Origin of the sequence: Neobacillus sp. C211 (genome assembly GCF_051842875.1) — a bacterium.
GTDB lineage: Bacteria > Bacillota > Bacilli > Bacillales > Cytobacillaceae > Neobacillus.
Window position 1 is genome coordinate 125,801 of record NZ_JBPXRO010000011.1, and the last position, 25,833, is coordinate 151,633.

Consider the following 25,833-nt stretch of genomic DNA (forward strand, 5'->3'; position numbering starts at 1 on the left):
ATATTGTTAATTGAATATAAATAACTAGGGGTGCCCAATAAGTTGGGCTGAGAAAGAAACACGATGAAGTTTCTTGACTCTTGGGACCTGATCTGGATCATACCAGCGTGGGGAAGTTAGAATAGACAGTCTTCAATGCACCTATACTTCTGCATACATATTAGCCGGGTCCAACCATTTATGGGCCCGGCTTTTTGATGTACTTTTATACGCTTTTCCACTTGTTATGTTCTGTATCTCGTCCTTTATATTCAAAAAAAGGAGAGATTTATTATGTCAAAGACTTCATTAAACGAACAAAACATTTCCATCATGTCTAGTTTTCCAGGCAGTAAAAAAGTATATGTAACAGGTTCGAGACCGGACATTAAAGTACCAATGCGTGAAATTGAGTTAAGCCCGACAACAGGTGCGTTTGGAGAAGAGGAAAACCTTCCAGTTCGCGTCTATGATACAAGCGGTCCTTATACGGATCTAAATTATTCTGTTGATATTACAAAAGGTCTTCCTGCCATTCGAAGCACATGGATTCATGAACGAGCAGATGTTGAGGAATATGAAGGTCGAGAAATTAAACCTGAAGATAATGGGTATAACGATCAAAATGATCCTCGTGCCAATCATAATGTGTTTCCTGGTTTAAAGCGCAAACCATTACGTGCAAAAAAAGGGAAAAATGTCACACAGCTTCATTATGCTAAAAAGGGAATTATTACTCCTGAAATGGAGTTTATCGCCATAAGGGAAAATATGAAACCTGAATTTGTGCGTGATGAAGTGGCAAAAGGTCGAGCGATTATTCCTTCTAATATCAATCATCCAGAGTCAGAACCTATGATAATAGGACGTAATTTTCATGTTAAAATTAACGCGAATATTGGCAACTCGGCTGTTTCATCCTCCATCGAACAAGAGGTTGAAAAAATGACATGGGCCTCGCGCTGGGGTGCCGATAATATTATGGATCTATCAACAGGTAAAAACATTCATACAACAAGGGAATGGATTGTTCGAAACTCAGCAGTTCCTATCGGCACCGTCCCCATTTATCAAGCACTTGAAAAAGTAAATGGTGTTGCTGAAGATCTTACATGGGAGGTTTACCGTGATACCTTGATTGAACAAGCGGAGCAAGGTGTTGATTACTTCACCATTCATGCTGGTGTTCTTTTACGATATGTTCCATTAACGGCAAAACGGTTAACAGGTATTGTATCCCGCGGTGGATCAATCATGGCACAATGGTGTTTACACCACCATAAAGAAAGCTTTTTATATACTCACTTTGAAGAAATCTGCGAAATAATGAAGTCTTATGATGTTGCATTCTCTTTAGGGGATGGTTTACGTCCTGGATCTATTGCAGATGCCAATGATGAAGCGCAGTTTGCAGAATTAGAGACTCTTGGAGAGCTAACAAAAATTGCTTGGGAACATGATGTTCAGGTAATGGTTGAAGGACCTGGACACGTACCTATGCACTTGATTAAAGAAAATATGGATAAACAACTAGAAGTGTGTCAGGAAGCACCATTCTACACACTTGGACCTCTTACGACTGATATAGCACCTGGTTATGATCACATTACATCTGCTATTGGGGCAGCAATGATTGGTTGGAATGGTACAGCTATGCTTTGTTATGTAACTCCTAAAGAACATTTAGGTTTACCGAATAGAGAGGATGTTCGTGTAGGGGTTATTACTTACAAAATTGCCGCCCATGCTGCTGATTTGGCAAAAGGACATCCAGGAGCCCAAAAAAGAGATGATGCCTTATCAAAAGCTCGTTTTGAATTCCGTTGGAGAGATCAGTTTAATTTATCTTTAGATCCTGAACGAGCGATAGAATATCATGATGAAACTTTACCTGCGGAAGGTGCAAAAACAGCACATTTCTGTTCAATGTGTGGACCAAAATTTTGTAGCATGAGAATCTCTCAAGATATTCGTAATTATGCGAAAGAAAACAAACTTGATACGAAGGAAGCTATTGAAACAGGTATGAAGGAAAAAGCTAAGGAGTTTAAGCAATCTGGGGGCAGCATATATCAGTAACTTTCTTGGGAGGTTATACGATGAATGTTCAAAAGATTAACGAGGAAATTACGCAAATGAAAACTAGCCTTGCTTTTTTAGAGGAGCGTTTAAAGGAAATTCAGCAAAATTGTGATCATCATTTTGATGGCGATCAATATTATGAAAAATGTTTGAAGTGTAATAAGGTAAATGTATTATATTATTAAACAAAAACCGACAAGAAGATAATCTAACAAGAGGGTATTAAAAAGATAGCCATGTAACCTTACCTTGATTAATATCGGGGTAAGGTTTTTTAGTTTTTTCTATAAATTCCCATAGTAAAAACTATAATCACTTTATATTATTACAAATGCGAAACGGAACTTGAAAACACCACTTTGAAGTGATGTTTTCTTAGGAACTATGCTTTCACTTGAAGAAGATTTAACTAATTAATGTTCTATTAGGCTTGATACGGAAACACTTTGTTTACTATTTGGTTCATCGAGAGAGTGGATTGTAGTTGTTCCGTTTTGTTTGTCAACATGCTCAATATAGATACGTGTTCCGTTATACGTTACATTAGCCATAGTCGATGAATTAGAAATTTCCTGTGCTCGTTGTACGTCCATGTCACGACCTCCTTTCCTTATTGAAACATTTTAAGTATTTCCTCTGAACTACTTGTTATACGTATATGGGCCTGTTTATAAATTTTCATGAGTGCCAAAATACGAGCATTAAAGCGATCGATTCGCGAGAAAAGGGGTTCGGAATGAAACCATTCCGAACCCCTTTTGTCGACAAACTGAGAGCCTCTCCATAAGGAAAGGCTCTTTTTTTTTACTAAAAGAATTGAAAAGGTTTTGAACAGTTCTCCACCAGAAAAAAACATTGTTAATGAGTATAAACAATTACCAGTAGAAAGTTAATTAATCAAGCAAAAATTGCTTTTGTTATCAAAAATAATACTGAAGGGCCAAGCAGGCAGCCTAAGCCAGTATAAAAAGTGGCGGTTACTGCTCCGTAGGGAACCAGCTTTGGGTCTGTTGCGGCTAATCCTCCGGCGACGCCGCTTGTTGTTCCCATTAATCCTCCATATACCATTGCCGTGCGCGGGTTGTTTAATCCGATATATTTTGCTACAAATGGGGTGCCGATCATCGTAAGGATTGATTTTACAAGCCCGGCTGCAATACTTATAGTAATGACTTCAGAGCTTGCCCCTATTGCTGCACCTGTAACCGGACCCACTATGTAGGTCGCTGTCCCAGCACCTATCGTGGTTAAGCTAACTGCGTCTTTATATCCGAACGCCAATGCAATACATACTCCGACAATAAAGGAGAGTATCACACCAATAAACAGAGATAAGACTCCATTTACTCCAGCCTTTTTAATTTCACTGAAGTTGGCCCCGAAGGCAGTGGCAACAATCGCAAAGTCCCGGAGCATTCCGCCGCCCATCAGGCCGATTCCTGTAAAGAGGCTTATGTCTGCAATTCCTTTCTCTCCCCCTGTAATTACTCCTCCGATATAAGCAAGCAAAAGACCGAGGGTGATGGCAATAGCTGATCCGTGAATCCGCCCTTTTGTTAACTTGTCAGAAATGAAATATGAAAGATACATAGTAAAACCAACAATGGCAAAAGAAACAATTAAACCATTATTTTGAAATATACTACCTAATGTTTCTAACACGCTGTTCGCCTCCTATCATTTCACTTTCATGAGTCTCATTGATCGTACCGCCCCTGCTAAGAAGGGGGACAACTGCCCAACTAATAAGTACTACGACCACACCTGCAGTAATCGCAAGTACTCCTCCGTCAAGAGCTGCTACAACATTTTGCTGTGCCGACATGGCAACAACAATCGGGATGTACATTCCACTCCAAAAAGCCAGTCCTTCTTGCGTCTGTTTGTTTAACTTTTCTTTCTTTTTCAGGTATTCCACAATCAGAATCAGCATCAGCATGGCAAATCCGACACCGCCGACATTTGCGTCAATCCCCAGTATGTCTCCGAGGAGATCTCCAAAAAATACCCCTCCTAAAAAGCAAATAGATAATAAAGCGACACCAAAAATGATCATAGAATTTCTCCTTTTCAATTTTTTTGCTTTAGACTAAAGAGACAAAAGCTATAACGCGGAGAAAACAAAACAATGCTGGCCTAGACAAAGAGGGGAGATTGAAAGATCAAGAGATGAGTAAGCGTTTCCAAGATAAGAATCAACAGTCGACTGTATTCTAAAATCCATAATAAAACGAAAGAAAAGAAAGTGTCAATTCATTTTTAAAATTTTCTAAAAATATTGAATTTTCTAAAGGTGGTGGTTATAATAATAATCGACAGTCGACCAAATTTTCTTTGAGGAGGAGACAGAGTCATGGAATCTCGTAAAATTAATGAAAATGCTCTATCAAACCATATAGCTGAACATATTACCGAGCAAATAATTAAGGGGGAGTTAGTACCAGGGGAAAAACTGATCGAACATATTTATGCAGAGGAGTATGGAACAAGCCGTGCGCCAGTACGGGAGGCCATTTATTTACTGTCAATTGAAGGTCTTGTGGAGAGAATACCGCGGAAGGGAGCGGTTGTAAAGGACTATACAGAGAATGAAATCTATGACCTCCTTGAAATACGTAATATGCTTGAAACGATGGCCATCGAACGGATTCAGAGAAACGGAACGGATCATGGATGTCTGCAAAAAATGGCTGCTATTTTGAGAGAAATGAAGGATATTACTGATGTTCATCTGTATACCCAGTTAAATCACTCCTTTCATATGAAACTTGTGGAGATGAGTAAAAGTGTAACAATTAAAACGATGTATTCCCGTTTGGGCTGGCCGCTGCTTAGGGTCCAGAGTCTTTCATTCGCAAATAACGGAAACATTGAAAAATCAGTACACGAACACGAAATGTTAATTGACCTTTTAACAAAGGATAATATAGCAGAGGCTGCCAAACTCTTAACTCGCCATAATCAGGATGTTATTTCTAGTATTAATAAAAAGTTTGCTCAATAGAGTTATATTGACTGGTGCCTAAAAAGGGGTATGAAAGATGAAACTAGCATTCTTATTTCCTGGCCAAGGATCCCAAAAGCCGAATATGCTTCATCATTTACACGATCACCCTGTAATTTCAGAGGTTATGCATCAAGCTGGTGATATTCTTGGAGAAAGCGTATACAAGTTGGATTCGATGGCTGCATTAGAGTCGACGACTTCGGTTCAGGTTTCATTGTTTGTTTCGTCAGTTGCTGTTATAAAAGCATTTGCATCCGAAGGTGTACTCCCAGACATTGCGGCAGGCCATTCTGTCGGCGCTTTCAGTGCAGCGGTCGCATGTAAGGCGATTGATTTAACTGATGCTGTCAGAATGGTGAAGCTTAGAGGACAATTGATGGAGCAGGCCTTTCCATCAGGTTATGGGATGGGGGTTATTACAGGAATCGACGGACGTACGATGAAAGGAATAGTAGAAACATATTTTATCGAAAAGGATCCTGTTTACGTAGCAAATATTAATGCACAAGATCAAGTTACGATTTCCGGTTCCATTGCGGGAATCGACAGGGTTATCAATCATGCAAGGGATAGAGGGGCTAGAAAAGCGGATGTCCTAAACATTAGTGTACCTTCACATTGCCCCTTACTCCGGCCGGTTTCAGTTTCTTTGTACGAAGAACTTTCAAAAATTCATTTTCGTTCACCAATTATTCCCTATGCTTGTAACAGGACAGCAAGGCTTTTAAAATCACCGGAAAAAATCAGAGAGGATCTTGCTTTTAATCTTTCACATCCAGTCAAATGGCATGATATCTCTTCGGTTCTTTGTGAATATGGAACAAGGCTTTTTATTGAAATGCCTCCTGGGAACGTCCTGGCCAGTTTAGCAAAAAAAGCTTTGCCTGGTGCCCGTGCTGTATCTGTTGAAGAAAATGGGTTTAGAAATTGTCTGTTATTGGCAAAACGTTTTTCTTCGGACCATTCATAAGTTTTAAAAATTATAAAATGAAAGGGGATACATAAAATGCAGATAATAAAACAACGTTCTTGGAAAACTCGATTAGAAGCCAAAGAAAAAAGAATCGCGAACATGAAAGGAATCGCCCATAATCGGATTATTCCGACAAACAAAATCGTTGAGGCACTTGAAACCTTGATCATGCCTGGAGACCGTGTCGTTTTGGAGGGGAACAACCAGAAACAGGCATCATTCCTTTCGGAAGCTCTTGCCCAAGCTGATCCAAGAAAATTGTACGATTTGCATATGATTATGTCGAGTATATCCCGTCCTGAACATTTGGATTTGTTCGAATCAGGAATCGCCAAAAAAGTGGATTTCTCCTATTCAGGGCCTCAAGGCCTTCGAATCGCGCAAATGCTTGAAGATGGCAAGCTAACCATAGGTGAAATTCACACATATGTTGAGCTTTATGGAAGGCTGTTCATCGATTTGATTCCATCTGTTGCTTTGGTGGCGGCCGACAAAGCCGACGCCGAAGGTAATTTATACACGGGACCAAACACGGAAGAAACTCCGACCCTTGTGGAAGCAGCAGCTTTTCGAGACGGAATTGTGATTGCCCAGGTAAATGAATTGGTAGATAAATTGCCGAGGGTTGATATACCAGGTTCCTGGATCGACTATGTTGTTGTTGCTGATAAACCGTATCAGCTGGAGCCTCTTTTCACCCGGGATCCCAGGCATATTACTGATATTCAGGTACTTCAGGCTATGATAATCATAAGAGGTATCTATGAAAAACATCAAGTGAAATCGCTGAATCATGGGGTTGGTTTTAATACGGCTGCAGTTGAACTGCTGCTCCCCACATACGGTGAGTCGCTAGGACTGAAGGGGAAAATATGTAAACACTGGGCTTTGAACCCTCACCCGACGCTTATCCCTGCGATTGAAAGCGGCTGGGTAGAAAGTATCCATTGCTTTGGCGGTGAAGTTGGCATGGAAAAATATGTGGCAGCAAGGCGTGATGTATTTTTTACAGGGCGGGATGGAAGTATGCGATCAAACCGTACACTATGTCAGCTTGCTGGACAATATGCAGTTGATTTGTTTGTCGGTTCCAGTTTACAAATAGACGCTGCAGGTAATTCCTCAACCGTAACCCGTGGCAGGCTGGCAGGGTTTGGAGGTGCACCAAATATGGGGCATGATCCAGGGGGACGGCGCCATTCTTCCCAAGCCTGGCTCGACATGATGACAAATGACGACCCACTTGTACGCGGCCGCAAACTGGTTGTCCAGGTTGTCGAAACATTTCAGAAGGGGAACAAACCAATTTTTGTTGAAAATTTGGACGCTGTGGATGTTAAACACGATGCCGGGCTTGCTGTTGCACCCGTTATGATTTACGGCCAGGATGTTACTCATATTGTGACAGAAGAAGGGATTGCCTACTTGTATAAAGCAAGCAGCTTGGAAGAGCGGAGACAGGCGATAGCAGCGATCGCGGGTGTTACCCCTATTGGACTTGAACATGATGTGAAAAAGACCGATAAATTGCGGAGAGAAGGGTTGATTGCACTTCCTGAAGACCTCGGAATTAAAAGGACAGAAGCAAAGCGTTCTTTACTGGCTGCCAAAAATATTGAAGAGCTGGTGGAATGGTCAGATGAGTTATATGAGCCGCCTGCTAAGTTTAGAAGCTGGTAACAGGGGGACTCTGAAGATGAATCACATCCAAACAGATATTCAGTATCTTGGGAGGCTTGCAGTGCAATCGCTCATAGAGGAAGCAGAACTAACGCCAAAACCAGGGCTCGTTGATAAAGAAAATTCCGGAGCGCATACAGACATGTCGCTAGATTTAATGATCAGATCGGCAAGAGCATTGGAACCTGCATTCAGAGAGATGGCTAAGGCAAGTTATAAAAGCGAGTCGTCACAGGAACTGCGAGAAGAGATTGCCGCTATCGGGCGCCAAGGAGAAAAGGAAATGTTCGAAGCTACATGTGGCGTTAATACACATAAGGGAGCCATTTGGGCATTAGGGCTGCTTGTCTCGAGCGCAGCCATGAACCCTGGAGAAACATCTATGGACAATATTGCTTTGTCCGCAGGAAAGCTTGCCCTTTTTCCAGACCGGAATCAACCAGAAGAAAAGACCAATGGTGCATATGTAAAAGAAAGGTACGGAGTCAATGGTGCCAAAGGTGAAGCTCAGCAAGGGTTCCCCCATTTAAGAAAGATAGCTTTACCTGTTCTTTATACGTCAAGAAGAAAAGGTGTAACAGAAAATCTTTGCAGGTTAAACGTCTTAATTGCGCTTATGGCTAATCTGGATGATACCTGTATTTTGCACCGTGGAGGTTCGAAAGCACTGGTCAGTACGAAGGAATTTGCCAATGAAATCCTGAAATCAGGCGGAGTTTGGACTGTAAATGGCTGGAAGGTTTTAAAACAGCTGGATCAATCCTTGCGCTGGACTAATGCTTCCCCAGGTGGAAGCGCAGATCTGCTGGCGGCTACTTTATTTCTGGATTCTCTTCATCTGTATACCAAGAACCAGACATATCCACAAATCACATTAGCTAATTAATAAAAAAAGGAGGACTGCCAAATGGAAAGATTAACCTATCGTTTTCCTGCAACTAAAATCCTTAAGTCGCATGCACACGTTGGAGTAGTTGGATCAGGTGATCTTGAAATCTTAATTGAACCGACAGATGGGGAATATGCAGAGGTTACCATACGGACTGGAACCACAGGGTATAAAGAAATATGGAAGACTGTCCTTGAGAGGTTTTTTATACAAAATGCTGTATCCGCTAGGATTATGATTAATGATTTTGGAGCAACTCCCGGTGTTGTCACATTAAGACTCGCACAAGCATTGGAGGTGGCAAATGTTGCTGAATACATTAAAAAGTAGTTTTGTAGAATGTAGTGGCCGTGAAAGGGCACATATGTTACTTGATGATTCCACCTTTAAGGAACTGCTTGATCCATTTTCTGGGGTTGAATCACCTCACTTGGAACCTCAGGGGATTGTTCCGCAAAGCGATGATGGAGTCATCATTGCCAGAGGAGAATTGAGTGGAAACTCTTTGTTAGTAATATCAATAGAAGGAAATTTTCAGGGGGGAGGAATTGGTGAAGTTTCAGGTGCTAAAATTGCAGGGGCTTTAGAACTTGCTTTGAAGGAAAATCAATCCGGCAAATACATTTATCCTGTTTTAATATTTGATTCTGGAGGAGTCAGGCTGCAAGAAGCAAATTATGGATTGTTGTCGATTGCAGAAATCGGGGCAGCGATTGTTGCTCTTAGGGAATATGTACCTGTCATTGGTATTATCCCAGGAAAAATCGGTGCCTTTGGAGGTATGTCCATTACCGCAGGCTTATGCAGTACGTTAATCATGACACGCGAAGGACGCCTCGGCTTAAATGGTCCAGAAGTAATTGAGCAAGAAGCAGGCATCGAGGAATTCGATTCGATGGACCGCCGTCTGATTTGGAACACCATCGGAGGAAATCAAAGAAAAGCATCTGGTTTCACCGAAATCTTGGTGGAAGATGATTGCGACAGATTGAAGCAATCCATACTTTCTTCCATCGCGCAGGGTAAAGAGGAAACACCAAGAAGTGCTGAGGTTGATAGATATATAACCTTTTTAGAATCCGTTAATCCGTCTGAGAAACTGACCCCGGAAAAGATTAGATCCTTATGGATTCAGTCCGACCTACCCATTAAGGGGGATTGCGCTCAACGCGGTAAAATTGACTTAGGCGAAGGTGCTAAAAGCAGGGGACAAAAATGGTTTAATCTATTGACATCGGGGTCACCGGATATCGGAGAAATCCCTTCGGTGCTTTGTGCAGACTCCTTTATCGGCAATAAAGCTGCCCGTTTCCTTGCAGTTGTCCCTGATAAAGCCAGCCGCTTTCCAAGAGCCAGGGCAGGTGAATTCGGACTAGAACAGGGATGGATGATCGCCAAGTATATCCGGGAAGCAATGGAGGAGGACCGAAATAATGCGAAGCGAGCAATTGTTGCAATTGTCGATGTACCGAGTCAGGCGTACGGATACCGTGAAGAACTTTTGGGCATCCATCAGGCATGCGCAGCAGCTGTGGATGCCTATGCATCAGCAAGATTGGCAGGCCATCCAGTGATTGCATTTATTCCAGGTAAGGCGATTTCAGGAGCTTTCCTTTCCCATGGGATGCAGGCCAATCGGCTAATCGCTTTGGATGATGAGGGTGTAAATGTGCATGTGATGTCCAAACAATCAGCTGCAAGAATTACACTTCGAACAATTGATGAACTCGAAGAAGCAACGAAAAAAGTCCCGGCGATGGCGTATGATATCAAATCCTTTGAAAAACTAGGCGCACTTCATGAACTTATTGTCGGAGTCAATGCAGATGAGCCTAATGAAACTGATCTACTGATCGTATGCAGTAAATTAATGTATGCAATCGCAGACATAAAAAACAGCCCAAGGGATTTAAGCTGCCGGCTAACTTCTACTTTTGCCAGAAATGGCGGACGGTCAGCTTCCATTTTGGTCAGAGAAAAGTTGAAAGAACAATGGTGTTAGAACCACATGATCTACTGGAGATTAACCGTAGGGATTTAATTAGCCACTCTCCAATCCCTGATTGGGCTTTACTTTCCCTTGAAATTGCTCCATTTGTAGTTGTCTGCAGGGCAATTGCTCCTAATGGGCAGGTATCTGTCGGGATTAGGGGCAGAAATAGAAATGAAAGATTTGCCGCATTTTTACCGAAAAATCGAGTGTTTCGGCAAATTAAACCAGAACATCTTACTAAAAGTTATCTGTGGGAAATTAAACAGTCACCTGTGTTTTCAGCTCTGACAAATTCTGCAGACCTATTTAACAAATACAGTCTTTCCTGGGGCCCAGGAGGCAGTGTTGGCTTTGAACTTGCCAGCAAAGTTGAAACCGTAACTTTAGAAAGTGATCTAGATATTATCATTCGTGCCCCTGAACCGCTCCCAATGGATGTGGGTGTCCAGATCATTCATGAATTGAAGAAAAGCCCGGTAAGAATAGATGTACAAGTAGAAACACCAGCTGGTTCGTTTTCTTTAAGCGAGTATGTAAGGGGCAGTGATCTTGTATTATTAAAAACAATATACGGTCCAAGGATGAGTAAAAATCCTTGGAATGATCCAAAAAAATAAACAAAAAGCGGTACAATTCTTTTAAAATAGAATTCTACCGCTTTTTTTATTTAAGGAAAAGCCAAGTTCATTTGAATAACCAAATAGAGTGCCAGGCACAACATTATCTGAACTACTTATCCATTTAATGATTTATGGTGAAATCATTTAATCTCTAAAATTGTTTGTTTTTTAACTGAAATTTCCTCCGCGCTTACTGATTGACTTGAATCCTTTTTGGTAAAGATTGAATAACCCATTGCCACGTAAGTTAAGCCCCAGAAGCAGGCAAACCAATCAGCCTTCTTGCGATGTGGCCTGGCTTTTTTCGTATGAACGGTTGTAATTTTTTCTCAAGTTTCACAGCTTTTCTGCATGCTGAATAGACTAGTTTAACGGAAGTTTTTTTAAAAAGCATGGTGGAGGGAAAGAGCTTGAAGATATACCAAGTGAAAGGGTCGCCAGATATTGTAATGGAATTGTTGGAAATCACAGCGAATGGGAAAGTGAAGGTTAGGGATATCATCAATGATGAGGTCATTGAAACAACAATGGGAGCCTTTGAAATGGCATTTGAACCATCATCCGATTATTCCTTTATTGCGAAACAACAGGCAAAGAAACTAATGATAAATCATAGTGTACCAGCGGATATCAATGAAATGATCGAAAAATCTCAGGTTAAAGTTATTAAGGCTTTTGGAAGATGCACCATGGTTGCGGTCCAGCTGCCCAATGGGTTTATCATCACCGAATCGATAACCAGTGTAGATGCGGCATCCTATAACAAAGAAACAAACACCCAGATTTGTTTGGAACGGATTAAACATAAAATTAGTGAGCTTGAAGCTTACAAAACTCAAAGTATAGCGATACAGTCTTAGAATGTGGAGCTGCGAAAAGTCCGAACCCTGAATGCAAGAATCATTGTGTTCAGGTTTTTTTTATGTTGACCCTGTTTTTCTAAATAGAAAGAGCTAAACTGTGGCCACCTAAGGGACGGGAAAAGTGAAACAAAGCAAATGTGAATTATATGAAACGGAGGATCGTATTAGGAAAAGAAAAGGAACGCACCTATTTTTCATTATTAAATTAGGACTATTTTATGAATTGTATTAATTTCAATAGCAAAGTACGCTACAATAGAGAAAACAAAAAGCATAGTGAGATAAGCAACCTTAAAAGTAAGATTACAAATATTATTAAAATTAATAGGTGTGTATTAATATGAACAATAAACTGAATGATCCCACTAAAAATAAACAACCCTTATTCGTTACAGTCTATGACCGACTGTACAAACAGATTATGGATGGAACGTTTCCGCCTGATAGCCGACTGCCCACAGAACCAGAATTAGCAAAAGTATTTGGGGTTAGTAGAATGACATTAAGGCAAGCTTTGTCCCTTTTGCAAGAAGATGGACTGGTGAAGAACATCCATGGAAAAGGTAATTTTATTACGAAAGTTCATCAAAATGAAAACAAAATTGGATTGGAGAAATTGGGGAATCCCTTATATAAATGCTTTCCGGAAAAAGTGGATGATGTCGAGCTTAGTTTAAGGATGGAATTAGTCACAGACTATTCAGTGCAGGTATTGAACCGTCCGCTGACTGCGGTTGTTGCAGTGGACCGCTGGTATATGAGCGGCAATAAGGTAGCAGCCTATGCTTTTACCATAATGTCTATTGAAGCAGTTTCGGAGTTAGAGTTGGACTTACAGAATGAGAAACAATTATTAGAAATGTTAGAAACAGAAGTATATGAACTAGCCAATTCCTCTACAATCGAAATAAAACGTTCTCATTCCATAAATACTCCATCGTTAAAATATCAAATTTTTGATGGAGGGGATTGTGATTTGATTTTAGAAAGCGTCTATATCAGCGATAAATATCCAGTTATCTATAATAAATATTATATCCCAACAGAGTTTAGTCAAATAAGGATAAATACTAAGAAATAGTGTCAGCAGTAAGTATCGAGTTTACAGATCCTACCTAGCTATTTCCTTGGGAAACAAAAAAGGCGGTGTCATTTTTATAATGACACCGCTTTTTTTGTTACAAATTGTACATATTTTTATTAAAACAAGGTTGTGGGCAAATGTTTGGTGTGATATCCTTATTATTGTTGGAGGGCATACAAGTTTTTATACAACTATACAACGTTGTAAGATTAGTGGTGGATCTAAATGAAAACGCAAACAAACATACTACTTTCTTGTTTCCAAAACGAGAAGGAAACTCAAATGGAGGAGAGATATGATGAGTACTATAGAACATAAGGAAACCCCACATATAAAACCTAATGGGGTAGAAATAGCTGAAACAATCCTTTTACCAGGAGATCCCTTAAGAGCAAAGTTTATTGCAGAAACCTATTTGGATGACGTTGTTCAGTTTAATTCAGTGCGCAATATGCTTGGTTTTACCGGAACCTTTAAAGGAAAGAAAGTCTCTACTATGGGAACTGGTATGGGCATGCCAAGTATGAGTCTCTACTCATGGGAATTAATAAATGTATTTGGTGTGAAAAATTTAATTCGTATTGGTACATGCGGTGCTATTCAGGACAATATGAATTTGTATGATATTGTAATGGCGATGGGTGCTTCTACAGATTCTCGTTATGTTCATCAATACAATCTGCCAGGAGAATTTTCTAATATTGCCTCGTTTACGTTATTAGAGAAGGCCAAAAAAGCAGCCGATGAAAAAAGACTACCTGTCCATGTTGGAAATGTCCTTAGTAGCGATATCTTTTATAATGCCGATGAAAGCGCAATAGAAAAGTGGCGGAAGATGGGAATTTTATGTGCTGAAATGGAGACAGCTGGTCTTTATATGAATGCAGCCTATGCTGGGGTAAACGCACTGACAATTTTAACAGTAAGTGATCATATTATTCGAAATGAACAAACGACACCAGAAGAAAGACAAAAAGCTTTTACCAATATGATGGAAATCGCCTTGGAACTAGCTTAATAAACGAAATCTTGATATATAACATGACAAATCTACTGGATATTTTCCTTCATTCATGTGACGATTTCCTGTAGCACAAAAGGAGAGAGAAAGATGGCGACAATAAGTGCAGATATAAGTGTGACTGATGCATCAGAGTATAATGTTAAAAAAGCGGTTCCTGTTATCTTACTATTATTTTTACTATGTTTGATTATAGATAATTCTTTTAAAATTATTTCTGTAGATATGGCGAAGGATTTCAATATCTCTGCAACAACAGTTAGCTGGCAAGCAACATTAGCGGGACTTGTAATTGGAATTGGAGCTGTTGTTTACGCAGCCTTGGCAGATTCAATTAGTATCAGAAAACTATTTAGCGTCGGAATTATTTTAATTTGTGTTGGTTCTGTAATGGGATATATTTTTCAACAATCGTTCATAATGGTCGTACTATCACGAATTGTTCAAACTGCTGGCTTGGCATCTGCTGAAACATTATATGTTATATTTGTAACCAAACATCTTCCTGCAAGTGAACAAAAGAAGTTTTTAGGATTGAGTACTAGCAGCTTTGCGCTTTCACAAGTAATTGGTGCATTAACAGGCGGCTATATATCTACTTATTTCCATTGGACAACGCTATTTTTAGTTCCATTAGTCACCCTTTTCATTCTTCCTTTTATTCTAAAATATCTTCCTAAGGAAGAGGGGAAAGGCAATCATGTAGATGTGCTAGGATTATTTTTAGTTGGATCAATTTCTGCATTTCTTCTATTATATATTACAGATTTCAATTGGATTTATCTTCTCTTATTTTTTGGAGCCATTGCGCTCTTCCTAGTTTATATTAGCAAATATACAAATGCATTCATTGGTATTTCTTTCTTTCAAAATAAGCAGTTTCTTTCCCTGCTTGCAGTTGCTTTTGTTGTATATTCTGTCCAATTAGCATATATTTTCTTGTTTCCATTTTTATTAGAATCGATTTATCATTTGAAACTAGATACCATTTCGCTATTATTAATTCCAGCATATGTCCTAGCAGCTATTGTTGGGGCCCTATCTGGAAAAGTAGCTAAAATTATGGGCACCAAGCAGTGTATTACGATTGCAATTATCGGAATCACAGCTAGTCTATTGTTAGGCGGATTCTTTGTAAAAAGTTCGGTAATAATATTTGTTTTATCAATGGTTGTATTCTCTAGCTCGTTTGCATTCATGTATGCACCGATGCTTGATAATTGTATTAGGACTATCTCAAAAGAAAATTCTGGAACAGCAATCGGTTTTTATAATTTGATCCTTAATGTCGCTGCTTCCATTGGAATTGCTTATACAGCAGCAATGATGGACAATTCTGCTATGACAGTCAAACTACTGGGATACATCAACAATTCGAATGCATCCTTATATAGTAATGTCTTATTTGTACTGGCATTTTTGGCTGTTTTCAGTTTGTTTCTATACTGGGTTTTAGTGGGCAGAAAGATGAAAATGGCAGTAAGTAACTAGAAGACACAGTGCTGATCATGCTTTTATGGAGTTTTGTTCTAGTGGATTTGTATTGGAAGGGAAATGTAAAAAGTGTGGTAATGAAGTGGCAGGAGTTATTGATTAAAGGAGAAATAATCAATAATGCAAATCACATTTGAAAATATGATTAATACTTGCTTTGAAATGGGATTGTTGGAGTCAGTAAGTGAGGTCTGGATCTCTCAGGTTTTCTTTGAAAAAGTGATTAAATTATTCATCATCAATTTATTTAATTTAGGAAATCGCTCAGTTGAATTGACTGAGCGATTTTTTATAAAGCAAACATAGACTTATGTCTTCAACCACAACAAATGCGGAAAACTATTGAAGAAAACGAAACTTACCTAGCTCATAGATGGTTTCTTGGCTTTCGATTTCATGATAAGGTGCCATATTGAAAAATGAATGTGGCCGTGTGTAAAAAAATCTCTCTGGTTTTTAGGGAGGCTATTATTTTTCTTCAATGGTTATTAGTCTTTGTTCGCTGGTGTGATATAATAATACAAACATACGCTCTTGTTTATTGGTTTAAAGCCCATTTTCGAGGTGCTATATTTGTAATAGGTTGAGTTTTTTTAAAATGAGGGATGCAAACGATGGTTAAAAAAGGAAAACAAGTGAGATATGAACTTAATCCAAACGGAATTAAGTCGATGCCAGACAATGAAATTAAAACTATTTTACGTGGGGCAGATGATTTGATCCTGAGTGGCGGCCGGGCAATGCTTGCCAAAATTCTTGCGGGATCAAAAGATAAAAAGTTATTAGAACTAGAATTGCACCACAGCCCTGTATACGGGGCATTCAAAGGTGTTCCGCAAAAAGAGATTCTCGCAAAAATAGACTGGCTGATTCTTCATCATTATTTAGCCATCGAGTATAGTGGCAGACTCCCATTGCTTGTCTATACGGATAATGGCTGGGACATTGAACGCGAGACCTATGCTGATGAATTATTGGAAAAGCTTATTGATGCTGCTGAAAATAGAACTTATGAATTTGTTGAAACATTAAAAGACCGGAACCGCAGCTTGATTCTTCTTTTATTAGATAAGATTGCAAATTCAGGCAATAAAGAGTTAATCACAATCCTGGATGCGTGGGAATCGATTGAATATAAAAAAGTCAGGACCAGGATCCAAGAAGTTATCGAACTGTTGGAGAAAGTAGAAGAAGAACCTGAAAAAATACATAATCAAGAAGTGATCTCTTTTTCCGCAAATAAACAATGGCTTACTATTCCTGCAGAAATCCGTAGAAAATTAGAACAAAATGTTTGGTGCGGTTCTTGTTGTGATGTGGTTAAAATTGAAAGATATACAGTCAAAGAATTTCCTACTGGAATTGTATTGGAAGGGGAATGTCACAAGTGTGGTGGTAACGTGGCAAGAGTTATTGACTAAAGGAGAAATGATCAATAATGCAAATAACTTTTGAAAATATTTTACACTAATTACCAATTATGGGTATATTAACCTCGCTCAATTATCAGAAGTTACGGAATCAGACATTTTGAAGTTACATGGTGTTAGACCGAAAGCGGTGAGAATTCTAAATGAGTCCCTTTGAGAAATGTTCTTTCTTTTGCATAAAAATCATAAAAATGATGACCGCTAAGTGGGAAAAACTAGTCTGACAGTAACCAAAGGAAGCTTACACAACGATTTAAGACTCACATACGCAGAAAAAAGCACAACTAGCTGACAATCCACTAGTTGTGCTTTTTGCGCGCAAAACTTCCGATTGTCCCCTATAAGAAACGTCCCCATGTTCTATGCCATTTATATATTGCAATAGCATTGATGCTATTAATAATCTTTCTCCACCGTTTCGAAACTACTATTGATAGAGCCAATTATTATTACTAGTTGATGGAATACAGGTAACATGATAAGTTTAAATATATAATTTATTTGTTTATTAAACTTACAAAAATACATAAATAGTCTCAAATAGAAAGAATTTCAAATTCCACCTAAAAAAATCACAAATTATCCTAAAAAAAGAACATTCAAAAACATTCAAAAGATTCATAAAATGAGAGACAGGAAAACGTTTTCAAATGGGGGGAATCAAATGAATGTAATCAAAAAAGTAGGTCTAGTCATCGATACCATTTTTGAAAAATTCACTCTACTATCGTTAATTGCTTTAATTTTTGTCGTCACCCTACAAGTTTTTACCAGGAAATTATTTAATTTTGTTTTCTTTTGGTCAGAGGAAGTTACTCTTTTGTTACTCGCTTGGTTTGCCTTTATGGCTATAGCAGTGGGATTCCGAGAGTATATCCATTTAGGAATTGATTCTTTCACGAATCTATTTCCTAAAAGTTTTAATAAGGTTTTAGATAAAATCATCAGTGCTTCTATTTTTGCTTTCGGATTATATTTGGTGATCCAGGGCTGGGACTTCACGGTATTGATGATGGATTCAACCTTGCCGGCGACAAAATGGCCAAGTAGTATCACCTATGCGGTGATGCCAGTTACTGGTGTGATGATTTGTGTTTATTCTCTTTTACAATTCTTTAACATTAACACCACTCGCCACAAAGAGATAGAGGAGGGCATGTAACTTGGACAGCAACACAATTGGGATCATTATCTTACTTTCAAGCTTTGTTATTTTAATCTTACTTCGTTTTCCCATTGCCCTTACGTTGATTGCCTCGTCATTACTGACGGTTATCTATCTAGGTATACCTCTTCCGGTAGTGGGCCAGCAAATGATTCAAGGGATGAATTCCTTTTCTTTACTTGCGATTCCGTTCTTTATTTTGACCGGACAAATTATGAGTGAAGGCGGCCTTGCGACTCGAATTGTGAATCTGGCAAGTTTAATGGTTGGTAGAATACGCGGTGGGCTCGCCATGGTTAACAGTGTAGCTGCATTGTTCTTTGGAAATATCTCAGGTTCTGCCGTCGCCGACGTTTCTTCCGTTGGGTCTGTTATGATTCCGATGATGAAAAAGAAGGGATACGAAGCAGACTATGCAGTGGGAGTAACGATTGCATCGGCCATTCAAGGTGTAGTTGTTCCGCCGAGTCATAATCTTGTTTTGTACTCCTTAGCAGCAGGTGGTGTTTCCATCGCCAGTTTATTTATGGCTGGGATTGTTCCTGGATTTATTATGTTAATTTCCTTAATGATCACGGGTTACATTATTGCTAGAAAACGAGGCTACCAAAAAGCGGACCCTGTTCCAAAGTCAGAAATTGGCGGGATCCTTCTACATGGACTTTTATCCTTGAGCCCAGCAGTAATTATTTTGGGGGGGATTATGAGTGGCTGGTTTACTGCAACGGAATCTGGGGCATTAGCTTGTTTGTATTCTTTTATTCTAGCGTTTGTTGTCTATAGGGAAGCAAAATTTTCTAATGTATGGAAAATATTAACTCGGACGATGAGAACTGTTTCGATGGTATTTTTCTTAATAGCAGCATCAGCCTCGTTTGGATGGATATTAGCTTACCTGAAAATTCCTTCAATGGTAACGAACTTATTTTTAAGTATTTCTGATAACCCTATTATTATTCTATTGATTATTAATATTTTGTTGCTTCTCCTTGGAGCACCAATGGACATGGCGCCAATGATTTTAATTATGACACCTATTCTCCTTCCAGTTGTAACCAGCTTTGGAATGGATCCGGTGCACTTCGGAATTGTCCTGATTTTAAATGCTGGGATTGGCCTATTAACGCCGCCGGTAGGAACCGTTTTGTTCGTCGGATGTGCGATAGGAAAGGTCTCGATACAACAAGGGACAAAAGCAATGATGCCATTTTTCTACGCTTTACTAGTTGTTCTGTTGGTTATTACCTATATTCCTGAGGTAGTACTGTGGCTTCCTAATATGTTAGTCAAGTAACCGAAGGAAAGGTGAAAATAAAATAATAAATTTTTTAAGGGAGGGTTACAAGAATGAAGAAAAAAAAGATTACAGGAATTCTTGCAGCAACGCTTTTAATGGGGAGCATCCTGGCTGCTTGTGGGAAAGAAGCAACGACGGGTACAAAAGATGGGGGTTCGAAAGCTGAGGAACCTAAATATACGTTCCGGTTGGCAGATAATCAGCCGCCAGATTATCCAACTGTTGTTGGAGACAAAAAGTTTGCCGAATTGGTTGATGAAAGAACAAATGGCCGAATTAAAATTGAGGTATTTCCATCTGCCCAATTAGGGGATGAAAAATCCGTATTGGAACAGGTTCAGCTTGGAGCCATTGAGTTCACAAGAATCAATTCCAGTCCGCTTGCTGAGTTCAATGATCAGTTCACTGCACTGGGACTTCCATATGTATTCGAAAGTGAAGAACACTTATGGAATTTTCTTAACGGTGAAATGGGTACAAAATTGTTAGATGGTTTAGAGCAGTCAAAAATGAAAGGGCTTGCTTATTATGATTCTGGGTCACGTAGTTTTTATTCTACTAAACCACTAAAAGGTGTAAAGGACTTAAAAGGGCAAAAAATCCGTGTGCAGCAGAGTAAAATCAATATTGATTTCATGGCAGCTCTTGGGGCAAGTGCGACACCAATGCCATATGGCGAAGTATTCAGTGCACTGCAAACAGGGATCATTGACGGCGCAGAAAATAACATTCCAAGCTTAGACTCTTCAAACCATTATCAAGAAGCGAAAAACTTTATTTTAGACCATCATCAACGGATCCCAGAAGTCCTGCTTATTAGTAAAGCAGCATGGGATAAGCTTTCAGAAAAAGACCAAAAAATTGTGAAACAAGCAGCACTTGATTCCGTTCAAGCTCAAAGAGATGAATGGGATAAGTGGGAAGAGCGTTCTACTAAGAAACTTAAAGAGGCAGGAGTTACCTTCACTGAGGTTGATGATATTACACCTTGGAAAGACGCTGTTAAATCCATGGTTGATAAATATTCAACTGATTATAAAGAGGTAATGGATGCCATTGAAAAAGCACGACCATAATCGATAGAGGCAGTAAACCTAGCTGGTAAATATATCCATTTATCAGCTAGGTCTTTTCTGTTTAAAAAATCACTAATAGATAGGAATGAATAACAACAATGATGAAGTGGTGGAGAAAAATCGCAGAATTCCTTGAACGATACATCCTCTTAAAAAATCAATCACTGATGATTAAGCTCTGTGTTTTCTCCAGTTTTCTGGTTATTTTTCCAGTCATTTCAGTTGGAGTTATTTCATACAATCGTTCATCGGTTGAACTTGAAAATGTACTTAGACAATCGAGCAGCCAAGTAATTGATCAAGTAGAGTCACATATCGAATATTATTTACAAGATTTTGAGATTACCAGTCTAAAAATTATCAACTCTCCTGAATTATCGAGCCTTTTGAAATTGAAAACGTCAGAAAATAGAGATCAATTTATTGAACCAACTCGTAACACCCTTAAAGAAGCAGAATACTCAAGAGCAGATATAACTAATATCACTATACTACTTAATAACAATCAGGTAATTGATACTCTTGGAAATAGAAATTTCTATCCTGCTACGAAAATGAAAGAGGAATATTGGTATTCGTCTGTCCCACTTAATGGGATGAGTATGTTAGTTATGAGAAAGTTAAAATTAGAAAATAAGGAACAGCCTGTCATTTCACTCGTCAGGAGACTATATAATCCCCAGACTCTCTTACCTGTAGGCATGCTTATTATTGATATCAATTTCAGAAGAATTGAAGAAATCTCTAACAAGGTAACCATCAGTAAAAATGGCTATTTTTCCATTTTAGATGCGAACGGGCATTATATTTACCATCCTGACTACTCAAAGCTCGGGAAAAGGGTTGAATTCAAACAACTTTCAAACCTGAAAACAGAAGGAAACAGCACGGAAATTTTAGAAAATGAACGGAGAGATTTTGTTACCTATACTTTCTCTCGAAACCTCGGCTGGAGGTTTCTATCGGCAGTCCCATACCGAGATTTGGCGGGGGGGATCGTTCAAATTGAAAAAGCCATATCCTTAACCATTCTTGTCTCTTTGATCATTGCCTATTTGATCGGGTTCGGATTCGCCACAAGCATCATTCGGCCCATCCGTCGTCTGCAACATTTTATGAAGGAAGTTGAAATTGGAAAATTAGATGGCAGAGTTCGAGTGGATTCTAAAGATGAAATCGGACAATTGACTGCTGGTTTTAATAATACAGTTGAGAAACTATCCAACATACTTGAAGAAGTATACGTCTCTAAGTTAAGGGAAGCAGAAATGTCACTTAAACAAAAAGAAGTGGAATTAAAAATGCTGCAATCACAAATGAATCCCCACTTTTTATACAATTCTCTTGAAACTATAAGGGGTATGGCATTGGAAGAAAATCAGGAAAATATTGCAACCATGTCTTTCTCACTTGGAAAACTACTTCGGTATAATCTTAATAATCATTCATCTATCGTGAGTTTTAGAGAAGAAGTGAATTTTTGTGAAATGTATCTGCAGATTCAAAAGTTTCGCTTTGAGGACCGTTTTGAGTACATGTTTGATATTCCTCAATGGGTAATGGAACTAGAAATGGTAAAATTTTCACTCCAGCCATTGGTTGAGAATTGTTTTGTTCATGGTTATGGTCCTAATACTAGAAAATTACAAATTGTGATATCAGCTTTCCGTCATTCTGAGTCTTCCATTGTTATTCGCATTTCCGATACTGGTGAAGGAATAAAGGATCATATTTTAGAAGAAATCAAGAAAAGAATGGACTTAAAAACGTCTACTAGTGATGGGAAAAATATAGGAATCGTAAATGTTCATCAAAGAATTCATTATTTGTTTGGACCTGAGTATGGAATAACCATTCATAGTGAACAGGGTTCAGGGACTGAGGTATTAATCCATTTACCCATACTAGATCATCATGTGGAGGAGGAGAGAGTATGAAGAAAAATATCTTGTTGGTTGATGATGAGAGATGGGTTCGAACAGCTCTAAAGTGGACGATAAACAAGTTGAAGCTTCCTTTGCAAGTGGTCCACGAATGTGAAAACGGGTTAGAAGCACTCGACTGGATTAAGCATAATGATGCAGATCTAGTGTTAACGGATATTCGAATGCCGATAATGGACGGGCTTTCGTTAGTAAAAGAATTGAGTCATTTGAAGAAGAAACAGGATGTCATTGTAATCAGTGTTCATGACGAGTTTCAATTTGTTCAACAAGCCATTCGAACCGGTGTAACCGATTACCTTCTAAAACCAGTAGAGGAAGCCGAGTTAAAAGGGTGTCTTGAAAAGTGGCTAGAAATGAAATCAAAAGAAGAGACAAAAAGGAATACTCCAATAAATGGGGATGAAAATCTTCCTTCCTCAACGATTGAAAAGGTTTTGCAGTATTTAGAGAAAACACCATTAGACCAAATTACACTGAAGGATGCGGCAGAGTCTGTCCATATGAATCCTAGTTATCTTAGCCAATTATTTAAACAACAGCTGAACAAAAAGTTCGTCGATTTTATTACCGAGCTGCGAATTGAGGAAAGCAAACGTTTGTTACTGAATACAACCTTACGATTAGCCGAGATTGCTGAGAGAGTGGGATACTCGGATTTAGCCTATTTTAGTAACAACTTTAAGAGAATTACAGGCTTTTCACCATCAGAGTTTCGAAAATCAGCGCTTGTAAAGGTACCGGAAAAAACTCCATAAAGGTCGACGAGCCAAGAATCTAGTTTTTGGCTTCTTTTTTTATTGATTTAAGTTTGCGTTTAATTTATATCAATTTTGCGGTCGTATTTGGTCTAAAGATACCTGCAAACAAAGAAGCGGTAGATAACGAGGTTGGAGATATTCCAGGGTATGTAGATAAGCCTTCCTATGTCTATAAAAATAAAAATGGGGATTCTTACGGATTTGACTTTGGATTAACATATAAATAAGAGTTAAAAGCACACGAATGATTTAAATAGTAGTCTGTTAGCAATGCCCTCTATATTTCTAAAAAATTATAATAATAATTAAATTCAGAAAATTCATTTGACATCATGCTTTCGATAGATTAGGATTAAATTATATTCATAATTGCGGATGAGTATTGTGGGAGAGACTAAACGCATTGTTTAGCACCGAAGGAGCAAGTCCCAAAAATTGGGCTCAATCTCTCAGGTAAAAGGACCACAATAGGACGCGTCTCTGGAGAGCGCCATGTGCCACCAAAGGAGTTATACTCTCAGGTAAAAGGACAGAGGAAAATGGGGAACGCCTATTTTTCTCTGTCCTTTTTTTTGTGGAGAAAAATAGTAATAAACATAAAAAGGAGGAGGTAAAGACAAAACTAATAATTGGTGAGGCGCATCATGATTGACCTGTTGAATATTTATTTTTCTGAAAAATGTAAGCGCTTATTTATGCCGAATTGACTAAATAAATATTAAATTTTCATAGGGATCAATTTGCAATTATTGATTTTACATATTACTTGATTATTTAAAGTCATCAAAAATTTGCAAACATTCTCAAAAAGTAGAAAGAGGGAATTCATATGCAGGAACAAACATTGTCGAGAGGTTTAAAAAACAGGCACGTTCAACTTATCGCTATTGGCGGGGCTATCGGAACAGGATTATTTCTTGGAGCAGGTAGATCTATTCATTTAGCAGGTCCATCGATTTTATTTGCTTACTTGATTACAGGTGTCATTTGCTTTTTAATCATGCGTGCACTTGGAGAACTACTTTTATCCAATTTGAAATATCATTCTTTTGTTGACTTTGTTAGAGACTATTTAGGTAATATGGCAGCATTTATTACTGGCTGGACCTACTGGTTTTGCTGGATTTCAATTGCAATGGCCGATTTAACAGCAGTTGGTCTCTATACTCAGTTTTGGTTTCCAAGTGTACCACAATGGATGCCAGGATTAATTGCACTAGTCGTTTTGCTAATTATGAACCTTGCAACCGTAAAGCTTTTTGGCGAAATGGAATTCTGGTTCGCATTAATTAAAGTTATTGCGATTCTTGCATTAATTGTTGTCGGAATTTTCATGATTATTAAGGGATTTTCCACAAATTCAGGAGCATCCAGTTTCACAAATCTATGGAGCCACGGCGGCATGTTCCCAAATGGCATAAATGGCTTTATCCTCTCATTCCAGATGGTGGTGTTTGCGTTTGTTGGCATTGAACTTGTAGGACTTACTGCTGGTGAAACAGAAGACCCGGAAAAAGTTATCCCAAAAGCAATCAATAATATTCCTATTCGGGTATTAATTTTCTACATTGGCGCCCTTATTGTCATTATGAGTATTTATCCTTGGAACGCCATCAATCCAGCAAAAAGCCCATTCGTTCAAGTATTCGTGGCGGTTGGTATCGCTGCAGCTGCTGGTATCGTCAATTTTGTCGTTCTAACATCTGCAGCATCGGCATGTAACAGCGCCATTTTCAGTACAAGCCGGATGGTATACTCACTTGCCAGAGATAAAAATGCACCTGTACCATTTGCAAAACTTACGTCACGTCAGGTACCTTCCAATGCATTGTTCTTTTCCACTGTTGTTATTTTAATTGCCGTTGTTTTGAACTATGTAATGCCAGAAGGAGTATTTACGTTGATTACAAGTATTTCAACAGTATGTTTCATCTTTATTTGGGGTATTACTGTCGTCAGTCATTTGAAATACCGCAAAACCAGACCAGATCTAGCGAAAGCGAACAAATTTAAATTACCGCTTTATCCATTTTCCAATTACTTAATCCTTGCCTTCCTTGCGTTCGTGCTTGTCGTCCTTGCACTTGCGGAAGACACTCGTGTTGCCTTGTTCGTAACACCTGTCTGGTTTATCATGCTGATTGCAATTTATAAGATGTTGATAAAGAAGGCGGATTATGCGGATCAGGAGAATCAACAACAAGTAGCAGAAAATTAAGTTGCAACCCAAGAAAATAACTTTTATTAATAAATAATGTTTCCGCTTTCAAAAAAGCTTGACTTAGATTCCATTTACTATTATTCTGAAAATAATAAAAATAAATAAGCGGAAGATGGTTGTGGGAGAGTGCAAGTTTACACGCCACCGAAGGAGCAAGTTCCAAAAAGACCCTTGGAACAAATCTCTCAGGTAGATGGAACCACAATTGGACGCAACTCTGGAGAGCGCAGATAAAGTATTTGCCACCAAAGGGGA

The 25,833-nt window shown here is 38.8% G+C and carries 25 protein-coding genes and 3 riboswitches; of the genes, 22 read left to right on the forward strand and 3 right to left on the reverse strand.

Annotated elements, in window-relative coordinates; genetic code table 11:
- The first annotated feature begins 16 nt into the window (after window positions 1-16).
- A riboswitch (TPP riboswitch) is annotated at window positions 17-131 on the forward strand.
- Window positions 132-273: 142 nt separating this feature from the next.
- Window positions 274-2,058 carry a phosphomethylpyrimidine synthase ThiC gene (gene thiC / locus ACSU6B_RS12585; protein ID WP_410885639.1) on the forward strand — a complete coding sequence of 595 codons (1,785 nt, stop codon included), beginning with the start codon at window positions 274-276 and terminating at the stop codon, window positions 2,056-2,058.
- A 20-nt stretch (window positions 2,059-2,078) separates the two neighbouring features.
- Window positions 2,079-2,246 (forward strand): serine protease, encoded by a 168-nt coding sequence (locus ACSU6B_RS12590; protein ID WP_215004594.1) that lies wholly within the window; start codon window positions 2,079-2,081, stop codon window positions 2,244-2,246.
- A 228-nt stretch (window positions 2,247-2,474) separates the two neighbouring features.
- On the opposite strand, the gene ACSU6B_RS12595 is transcribed toward ACSU6B_RS12590, so the two are convergent.
- The 3 genes from ACSU6B_RS12595 to madL all read right to left on the reverse strand — a co-directional run bounded on the left by ACSU6B_RS12595 (window position 2,475) and on the right by madL (window position 4,117).
- Window positions 2,475-2,654, reverse strand: a complete 180-nt coding sequence (locus tag ACSU6B_RS12595) for a small acid-soluble spore protein H (protein ID WP_215004593.1) — start codon at window positions 2,652-2,654, stop codon at window positions 2,475-2,477.
- A 304-nt stretch (window positions 2,655-2,958) separates the two neighbouring features.
- On the reverse strand, window positions 2,959-3,723 hold the full coding sequence (gene madM / locus ACSU6B_RS12600) for a malonate transporter subunit MadM (protein ID WP_410885642.1): 765 nt from the start codon (window positions 3,721-3,723) through the stop codon (window positions 2,959-2,961).
- A complete protein-coding gene (madL, locus tag ACSU6B_RS12605; protein ID WP_410885644.1) occupies window positions 3,704-4,117 on the reverse strand; it encodes a malonate transporter subunit MadL in 414 nt (137 codons plus the stop codon). Before madL ends, madM begins: the two co-directional genes overlap by 20 nt.
- Window positions 4,118-4,414: 297 nt before the next feature.
- On the opposite strand from madL, the gene ACSU6B_RS12610 reads away from it, so the two are divergent.
- From ACSU6B_RS12610 to ACSU6B_RS12705, 20 genes are all read left to right on the forward strand, one after another.
- Window positions 4,415-5,065: a GntR family transcriptional regulator gene (locus tag ACSU6B_RS12610; RefSeq protein ID WP_410885646.1), complete on the forward strand. Its 651-nt coding sequence runs from the start codon at window positions 4,415-4,417 to the stop codon at window positions 5,063-5,065.
- Between the two features lie 37 nt (window positions 5,066-5,102).
- Entirely contained in the window at window positions 5,103-6,038 is a 936-nt protein-coding gene (locus tag ACSU6B_RS12615; RefSeq protein WP_410885648.1) for an ACP S-malonyltransferase, read from the forward strand.
- A gap of 36 nt (window positions 6,039-6,074) precedes the next feature.
- The gene (gene mdcA / locus ACSU6B_RS12620) at window positions 6,075-7,721 is read left to right on the forward strand and encodes a malonate decarboxylase subunit alpha (protein ID WP_410885650.1); all 1,647 of its coding nucleotides are present in this window, start codon (window positions 6,075-6,077) and stop codon (window positions 7,719-7,721) included.
- A gap of 16 nt (window positions 7,722-7,737) precedes the next feature.
- On the forward strand, window positions 7,738-8,607 hold the full coding sequence (locus ACSU6B_RS12625; RefSeq protein WP_410885652.1) for a triphosphoribosyl-dephospho-CoA synthase: 870 nt from the start codon (window positions 7,738-7,740) through the stop codon (window positions 8,605-8,607).
- Between the two features lie 21 nt (window positions 8,608-8,628).
- Window positions 8,629-8,940 carry a malonate decarboxylase subunit delta gene (locus ACSU6B_RS12630; protein WP_215004581.1) on the forward strand — a complete coding sequence of 104 codons (312 nt, stop codon included), beginning with the start codon at window positions 8,629-8,631 and terminating at the stop codon, window positions 8,938-8,940.
- Entirely contained in the window at window positions 8,915-10,612 is a 1,698-nt protein-coding gene (mdcD, locus tag ACSU6B_RS12635; protein WP_410885654.1) for a biotin-independent malonate decarboxylase subunit beta, read from the forward strand. The genes ACSU6B_RS12630 and mdcD overlap by 26 nt, the downstream gene beginning before the upstream one ends.
- Entirely contained in the window at window positions 10,603-11,220 is a 618-nt protein-coding gene (locus ACSU6B_RS12640) for a malonate decarboxylase holo-ACP synthase (RefSeq protein WP_410885656.1), read from the forward strand. The genes mdcD and ACSU6B_RS12640 overlap by 10 nt, the downstream gene beginning before the upstream one ends.
- Window positions 11,221-11,633: 413 nt before the next feature.
- Window positions 11,634-12,083: a Gp49 family protein gene (locus tag ACSU6B_RS12645; RefSeq protein ID WP_251033117.1), complete on the forward strand. Its 450-nt coding sequence runs from the start codon at window positions 11,634-11,636 to the stop codon at window positions 12,081-12,083.
- 343 nt (window positions 12,084-12,426) lie between these two features.
- Window positions 12,427-13,167 (forward strand): GntR family transcriptional regulator, encoded by a 741-nt coding sequence (locus ACSU6B_RS12650; protein WP_410885658.1) that lies wholly within the window; start codon window positions 12,427-12,429, stop codon window positions 13,165-13,167.
- A 301-nt stretch (window positions 13,168-13,468) separates the two neighbouring features.
- On the forward strand, window positions 13,469-14,188 hold the full coding sequence (deoD, locus tag ACSU6B_RS12655) for a purine-nucleoside phosphorylase (RefSeq protein ID WP_410885705.1): 720 nt from the start codon (window positions 13,469-13,471) through the stop codon (window positions 14,186-14,188).
- A gap of 93 nt (window positions 14,189-14,281) precedes the next feature.
- Window positions 14,282-15,682, forward strand: a complete 1,401-nt coding sequence (locus tag ACSU6B_RS12660; protein WP_410885660.1) for an MFS transporter — start codon at window positions 14,282-14,284, stop codon at window positions 15,680-15,682.
- A 123-nt stretch (window positions 15,683-15,805) separates the two neighbouring features.
- Window positions 15,806-15,991 carry a hypothetical protein gene (locus ACSU6B_RS12665; RefSeq protein ID WP_410885662.1) on the forward strand — a complete coding sequence of 62 codons (186 nt, stop codon included), beginning with the start codon at window positions 15,806-15,808 and terminating at the stop codon, window positions 15,989-15,991.
- Window positions 15,992-16,299: 308 nt separating this feature from the next.
- Complete coding sequence (locus ACSU6B_RS12670; protein ID WP_410885665.1) at window positions 16,300-17,106, forward strand: RQC-minor-1 family DNA-binding protein; 807 nt, start codon at window positions 16,300-16,302, stop codon at window positions 17,104-17,106.
- A gap of 673 nt (window positions 17,107-17,779) precedes the next feature.
- Window positions 17,780-18,277, forward strand: a complete 498-nt coding sequence (locus ACSU6B_RS12675; RefSeq protein WP_168244362.1) for a TRAP transporter small permease — start codon at window positions 17,780-17,782, stop codon at window positions 18,275-18,277.
- Window position 18,278: 1 nt separating this feature from the next.
- A complete protein-coding gene (locus ACSU6B_RS12680) occupies window positions 18,279-19,574 on the forward strand; it encodes a TRAP transporter large permease (RefSeq protein ID WP_168244361.1) in 1,296 nt (431 codons plus the stop codon).
- A gap of 53 nt (window positions 19,575-19,627) precedes the next feature.
- Window positions 19,628-20,653, forward strand: a complete 1,026-nt coding sequence (locus ACSU6B_RS12685) for a TRAP transporter substrate-binding protein (protein WP_410885667.1) — start codon at window positions 19,628-19,630, stop codon at window positions 20,651-20,653.
- A gap of 98 nt (window positions 20,654-20,751) precedes the next feature.
- Complete coding sequence (locus ACSU6B_RS12690; protein ID WP_410885669.1) at window positions 20,752-22,590, forward strand: sensor histidine kinase; 1,839 nt, start codon at window positions 20,752-20,754, stop codon at window positions 22,588-22,590.
- On the forward strand, window positions 22,587-23,354 hold the full coding sequence (locus ACSU6B_RS12695; protein ID WP_215004563.1) for a response regulator transcription factor: 768 nt from the start codon (window positions 22,587-22,589) through the stop codon (window positions 23,352-23,354). Before ACSU6B_RS12690 ends, ACSU6B_RS12695 begins: the two co-directional genes overlap by 4 nt.
- Before the next feature lie 26 nt (window positions 23,355-23,380).
- On the forward strand, window positions 23,381-23,584 hold the full coding sequence (locus ACSU6B_RS12700; protein ID WP_410885671.1) for a hypothetical protein: 204 nt from the start codon (window positions 23,381-23,383) through the stop codon (window positions 23,582-23,584).
- A gap of 148 nt (window positions 23,585-23,732) precedes the next feature.
- Window positions 23,733-23,832, forward strand: a riboswitch (glycine riboswitch).
- Window positions 23,833-24,186: 354 nt separating this feature from the next.
- Entirely contained in the window at window positions 24,187-25,575 is a 1,389-nt protein-coding gene (locus ACSU6B_RS12705; RefSeq protein WP_215004561.1) for an amino acid permease, read from the forward strand.
- 112 nt (window positions 25,576-25,687) lie between these two features.
- Window positions 25,688-25,790: riboswitch (glycine riboswitch) on the forward strand.
- Window positions 25,791-25,833 lie beyond the last annotated feature (43 nt).

What these genes read in the sequence shown, in the direction of transcription:
- mdcD (WP_410885654.1), top strand. Translation starts at nt 8,915, where the DNA reads ATGTTGCTGAATACATTAAAAAGTAGTTTTGTAGAATGTAGTGGCCGT.
- mdcA (WP_410885650.1), top strand. Translation starts at nt 6,075, where the DNA reads ATGCAGATAATAAAACAACGTTCTTGGAAAACTCGATTAGAAGCCAAA.
- ACSU6B_RS12630 (WP_215004581.1), top strand. Translation starts at nt 8,629, where the DNA reads ATGGAAAGATTAACCTATCGTTTTCCTGCAACTAAAATCCTTAAGTCG.
- ACSU6B_RS12650 (WP_410885658.1), top strand. Translation starts at nt 12,427, where the DNA reads ATGAACAATAAACTGAATGATCCCACTAAAAATAAACAACCCTTATTC.
- deoD (WP_410885705.1), top strand. Translation starts at nt 13,469, where the DNA reads ATGAGTACTATAGAACATAAGGAAACCCCACATATAAAACCTAATGGG.
- ACSU6B_RS12595 (WP_215004593.1), bottom strand. Translation starts at nt 2,654, where the DNA reads ATGGACGTACAACGAGCACAGGAAATTTCTAATTCATCGACTATGGCT.
- ACSU6B_RS12610 (WP_410885646.1), top strand. Translation starts at nt 4,415, where the DNA reads ATGGAATCTCGTAAAATTAATGAAAATGCTCTATCAAACCATATAGCT.
- ACSU6B_RS12660 (WP_410885660.1), top strand. Translation starts at nt 14,282, where the DNA reads ATGGCGACAATAAGTGCAGATATAAGTGTGACTGATGCATCAGAGTAT.
- thiC (WP_410885639.1), top strand. Translation starts at nt 274, where the DNA reads ATGTCAAAGACTTCATTAAACGAACAAAACATTTCCATCATGTCTAGT.
- ACSU6B_RS12675 (WP_168244362.1), top strand. Translation starts at nt 17,780, where the DNA reads ATGAATGTAATCAAAAAAGTAGGTCTAGTCATCGATACCATTTTTGAA.
- ACSU6B_RS12665 (WP_410885662.1), top strand. Translation starts at nt 15,806, where the DNA reads ATGCAAATCACATTTGAAAATATGATTAATACTTGCTTTGAAATGGGA.
- madL (WP_410885644.1), bottom strand. Translation starts at nt 4,117, where the DNA reads ATGATCATTTTTGGTGTCGCTTTATTATCTATTTGCTTTTTAGGAGGG.
- ACSU6B_RS12670 (WP_410885665.1), top strand. Translation starts at nt 16,300, where the DNA reads ATGGTTAAAAAAGGAAAACAAGTGAGATATGAACTTAATCCAAACGGA.
- ACSU6B_RS12705 (WP_215004561.1), top strand. Translation starts at nt 24,187, where the DNA reads ATGCAGGAACAAACATTGTCGAGAGGTTTAAAAAACAGGCACGTTCAA.
- ACSU6B_RS12640 (WP_410885656.1), top strand. Translation starts at nt 10,603, where the DNA reads ATGGTGTTAGAACCACATGATCTACTGGAGATTAACCGTAGGGATTTA.
- ACSU6B_RS12590 (WP_215004594.1), top strand. Translation starts at nt 2,079, where the DNA reads ATGAATGTTCAAAAGATTAACGAGGAAATTACGCAAATGAAAACTAGC.
- ACSU6B_RS12615 (WP_410885648.1), top strand. Translation starts at nt 5,103, where the DNA reads ATGAAACTAGCATTCTTATTTCCTGGCCAAGGATCCCAAAAGCCGAAT.
- ACSU6B_RS12695 (WP_215004563.1), top strand. Translation starts at nt 22,587, where the DNA reads ATGAAGAAAAATATCTTGTTGGTTGATGATGAGAGATGGGTTCGAACA.
- ACSU6B_RS12685 (WP_410885667.1), top strand. Translation starts at nt 19,628, where the DNA reads ATGAAGAAAAAAAAGATTACAGGAATTCTTGCAGCAACGCTTTTAATG.
- ACSU6B_RS12625 (WP_410885652.1), top strand. Translation starts at nt 7,738, where the DNA reads ATGAATCACATCCAAACAGATATTCAGTATCTTGGGAGGCTTGCAGTG.
- ACSU6B_RS12690 (WP_410885669.1), top strand. Translation starts at nt 20,752, where the DNA reads ATGATGAAGTGGTGGAGAAAAATCGCAGAATTCCTTGAACGATACATC.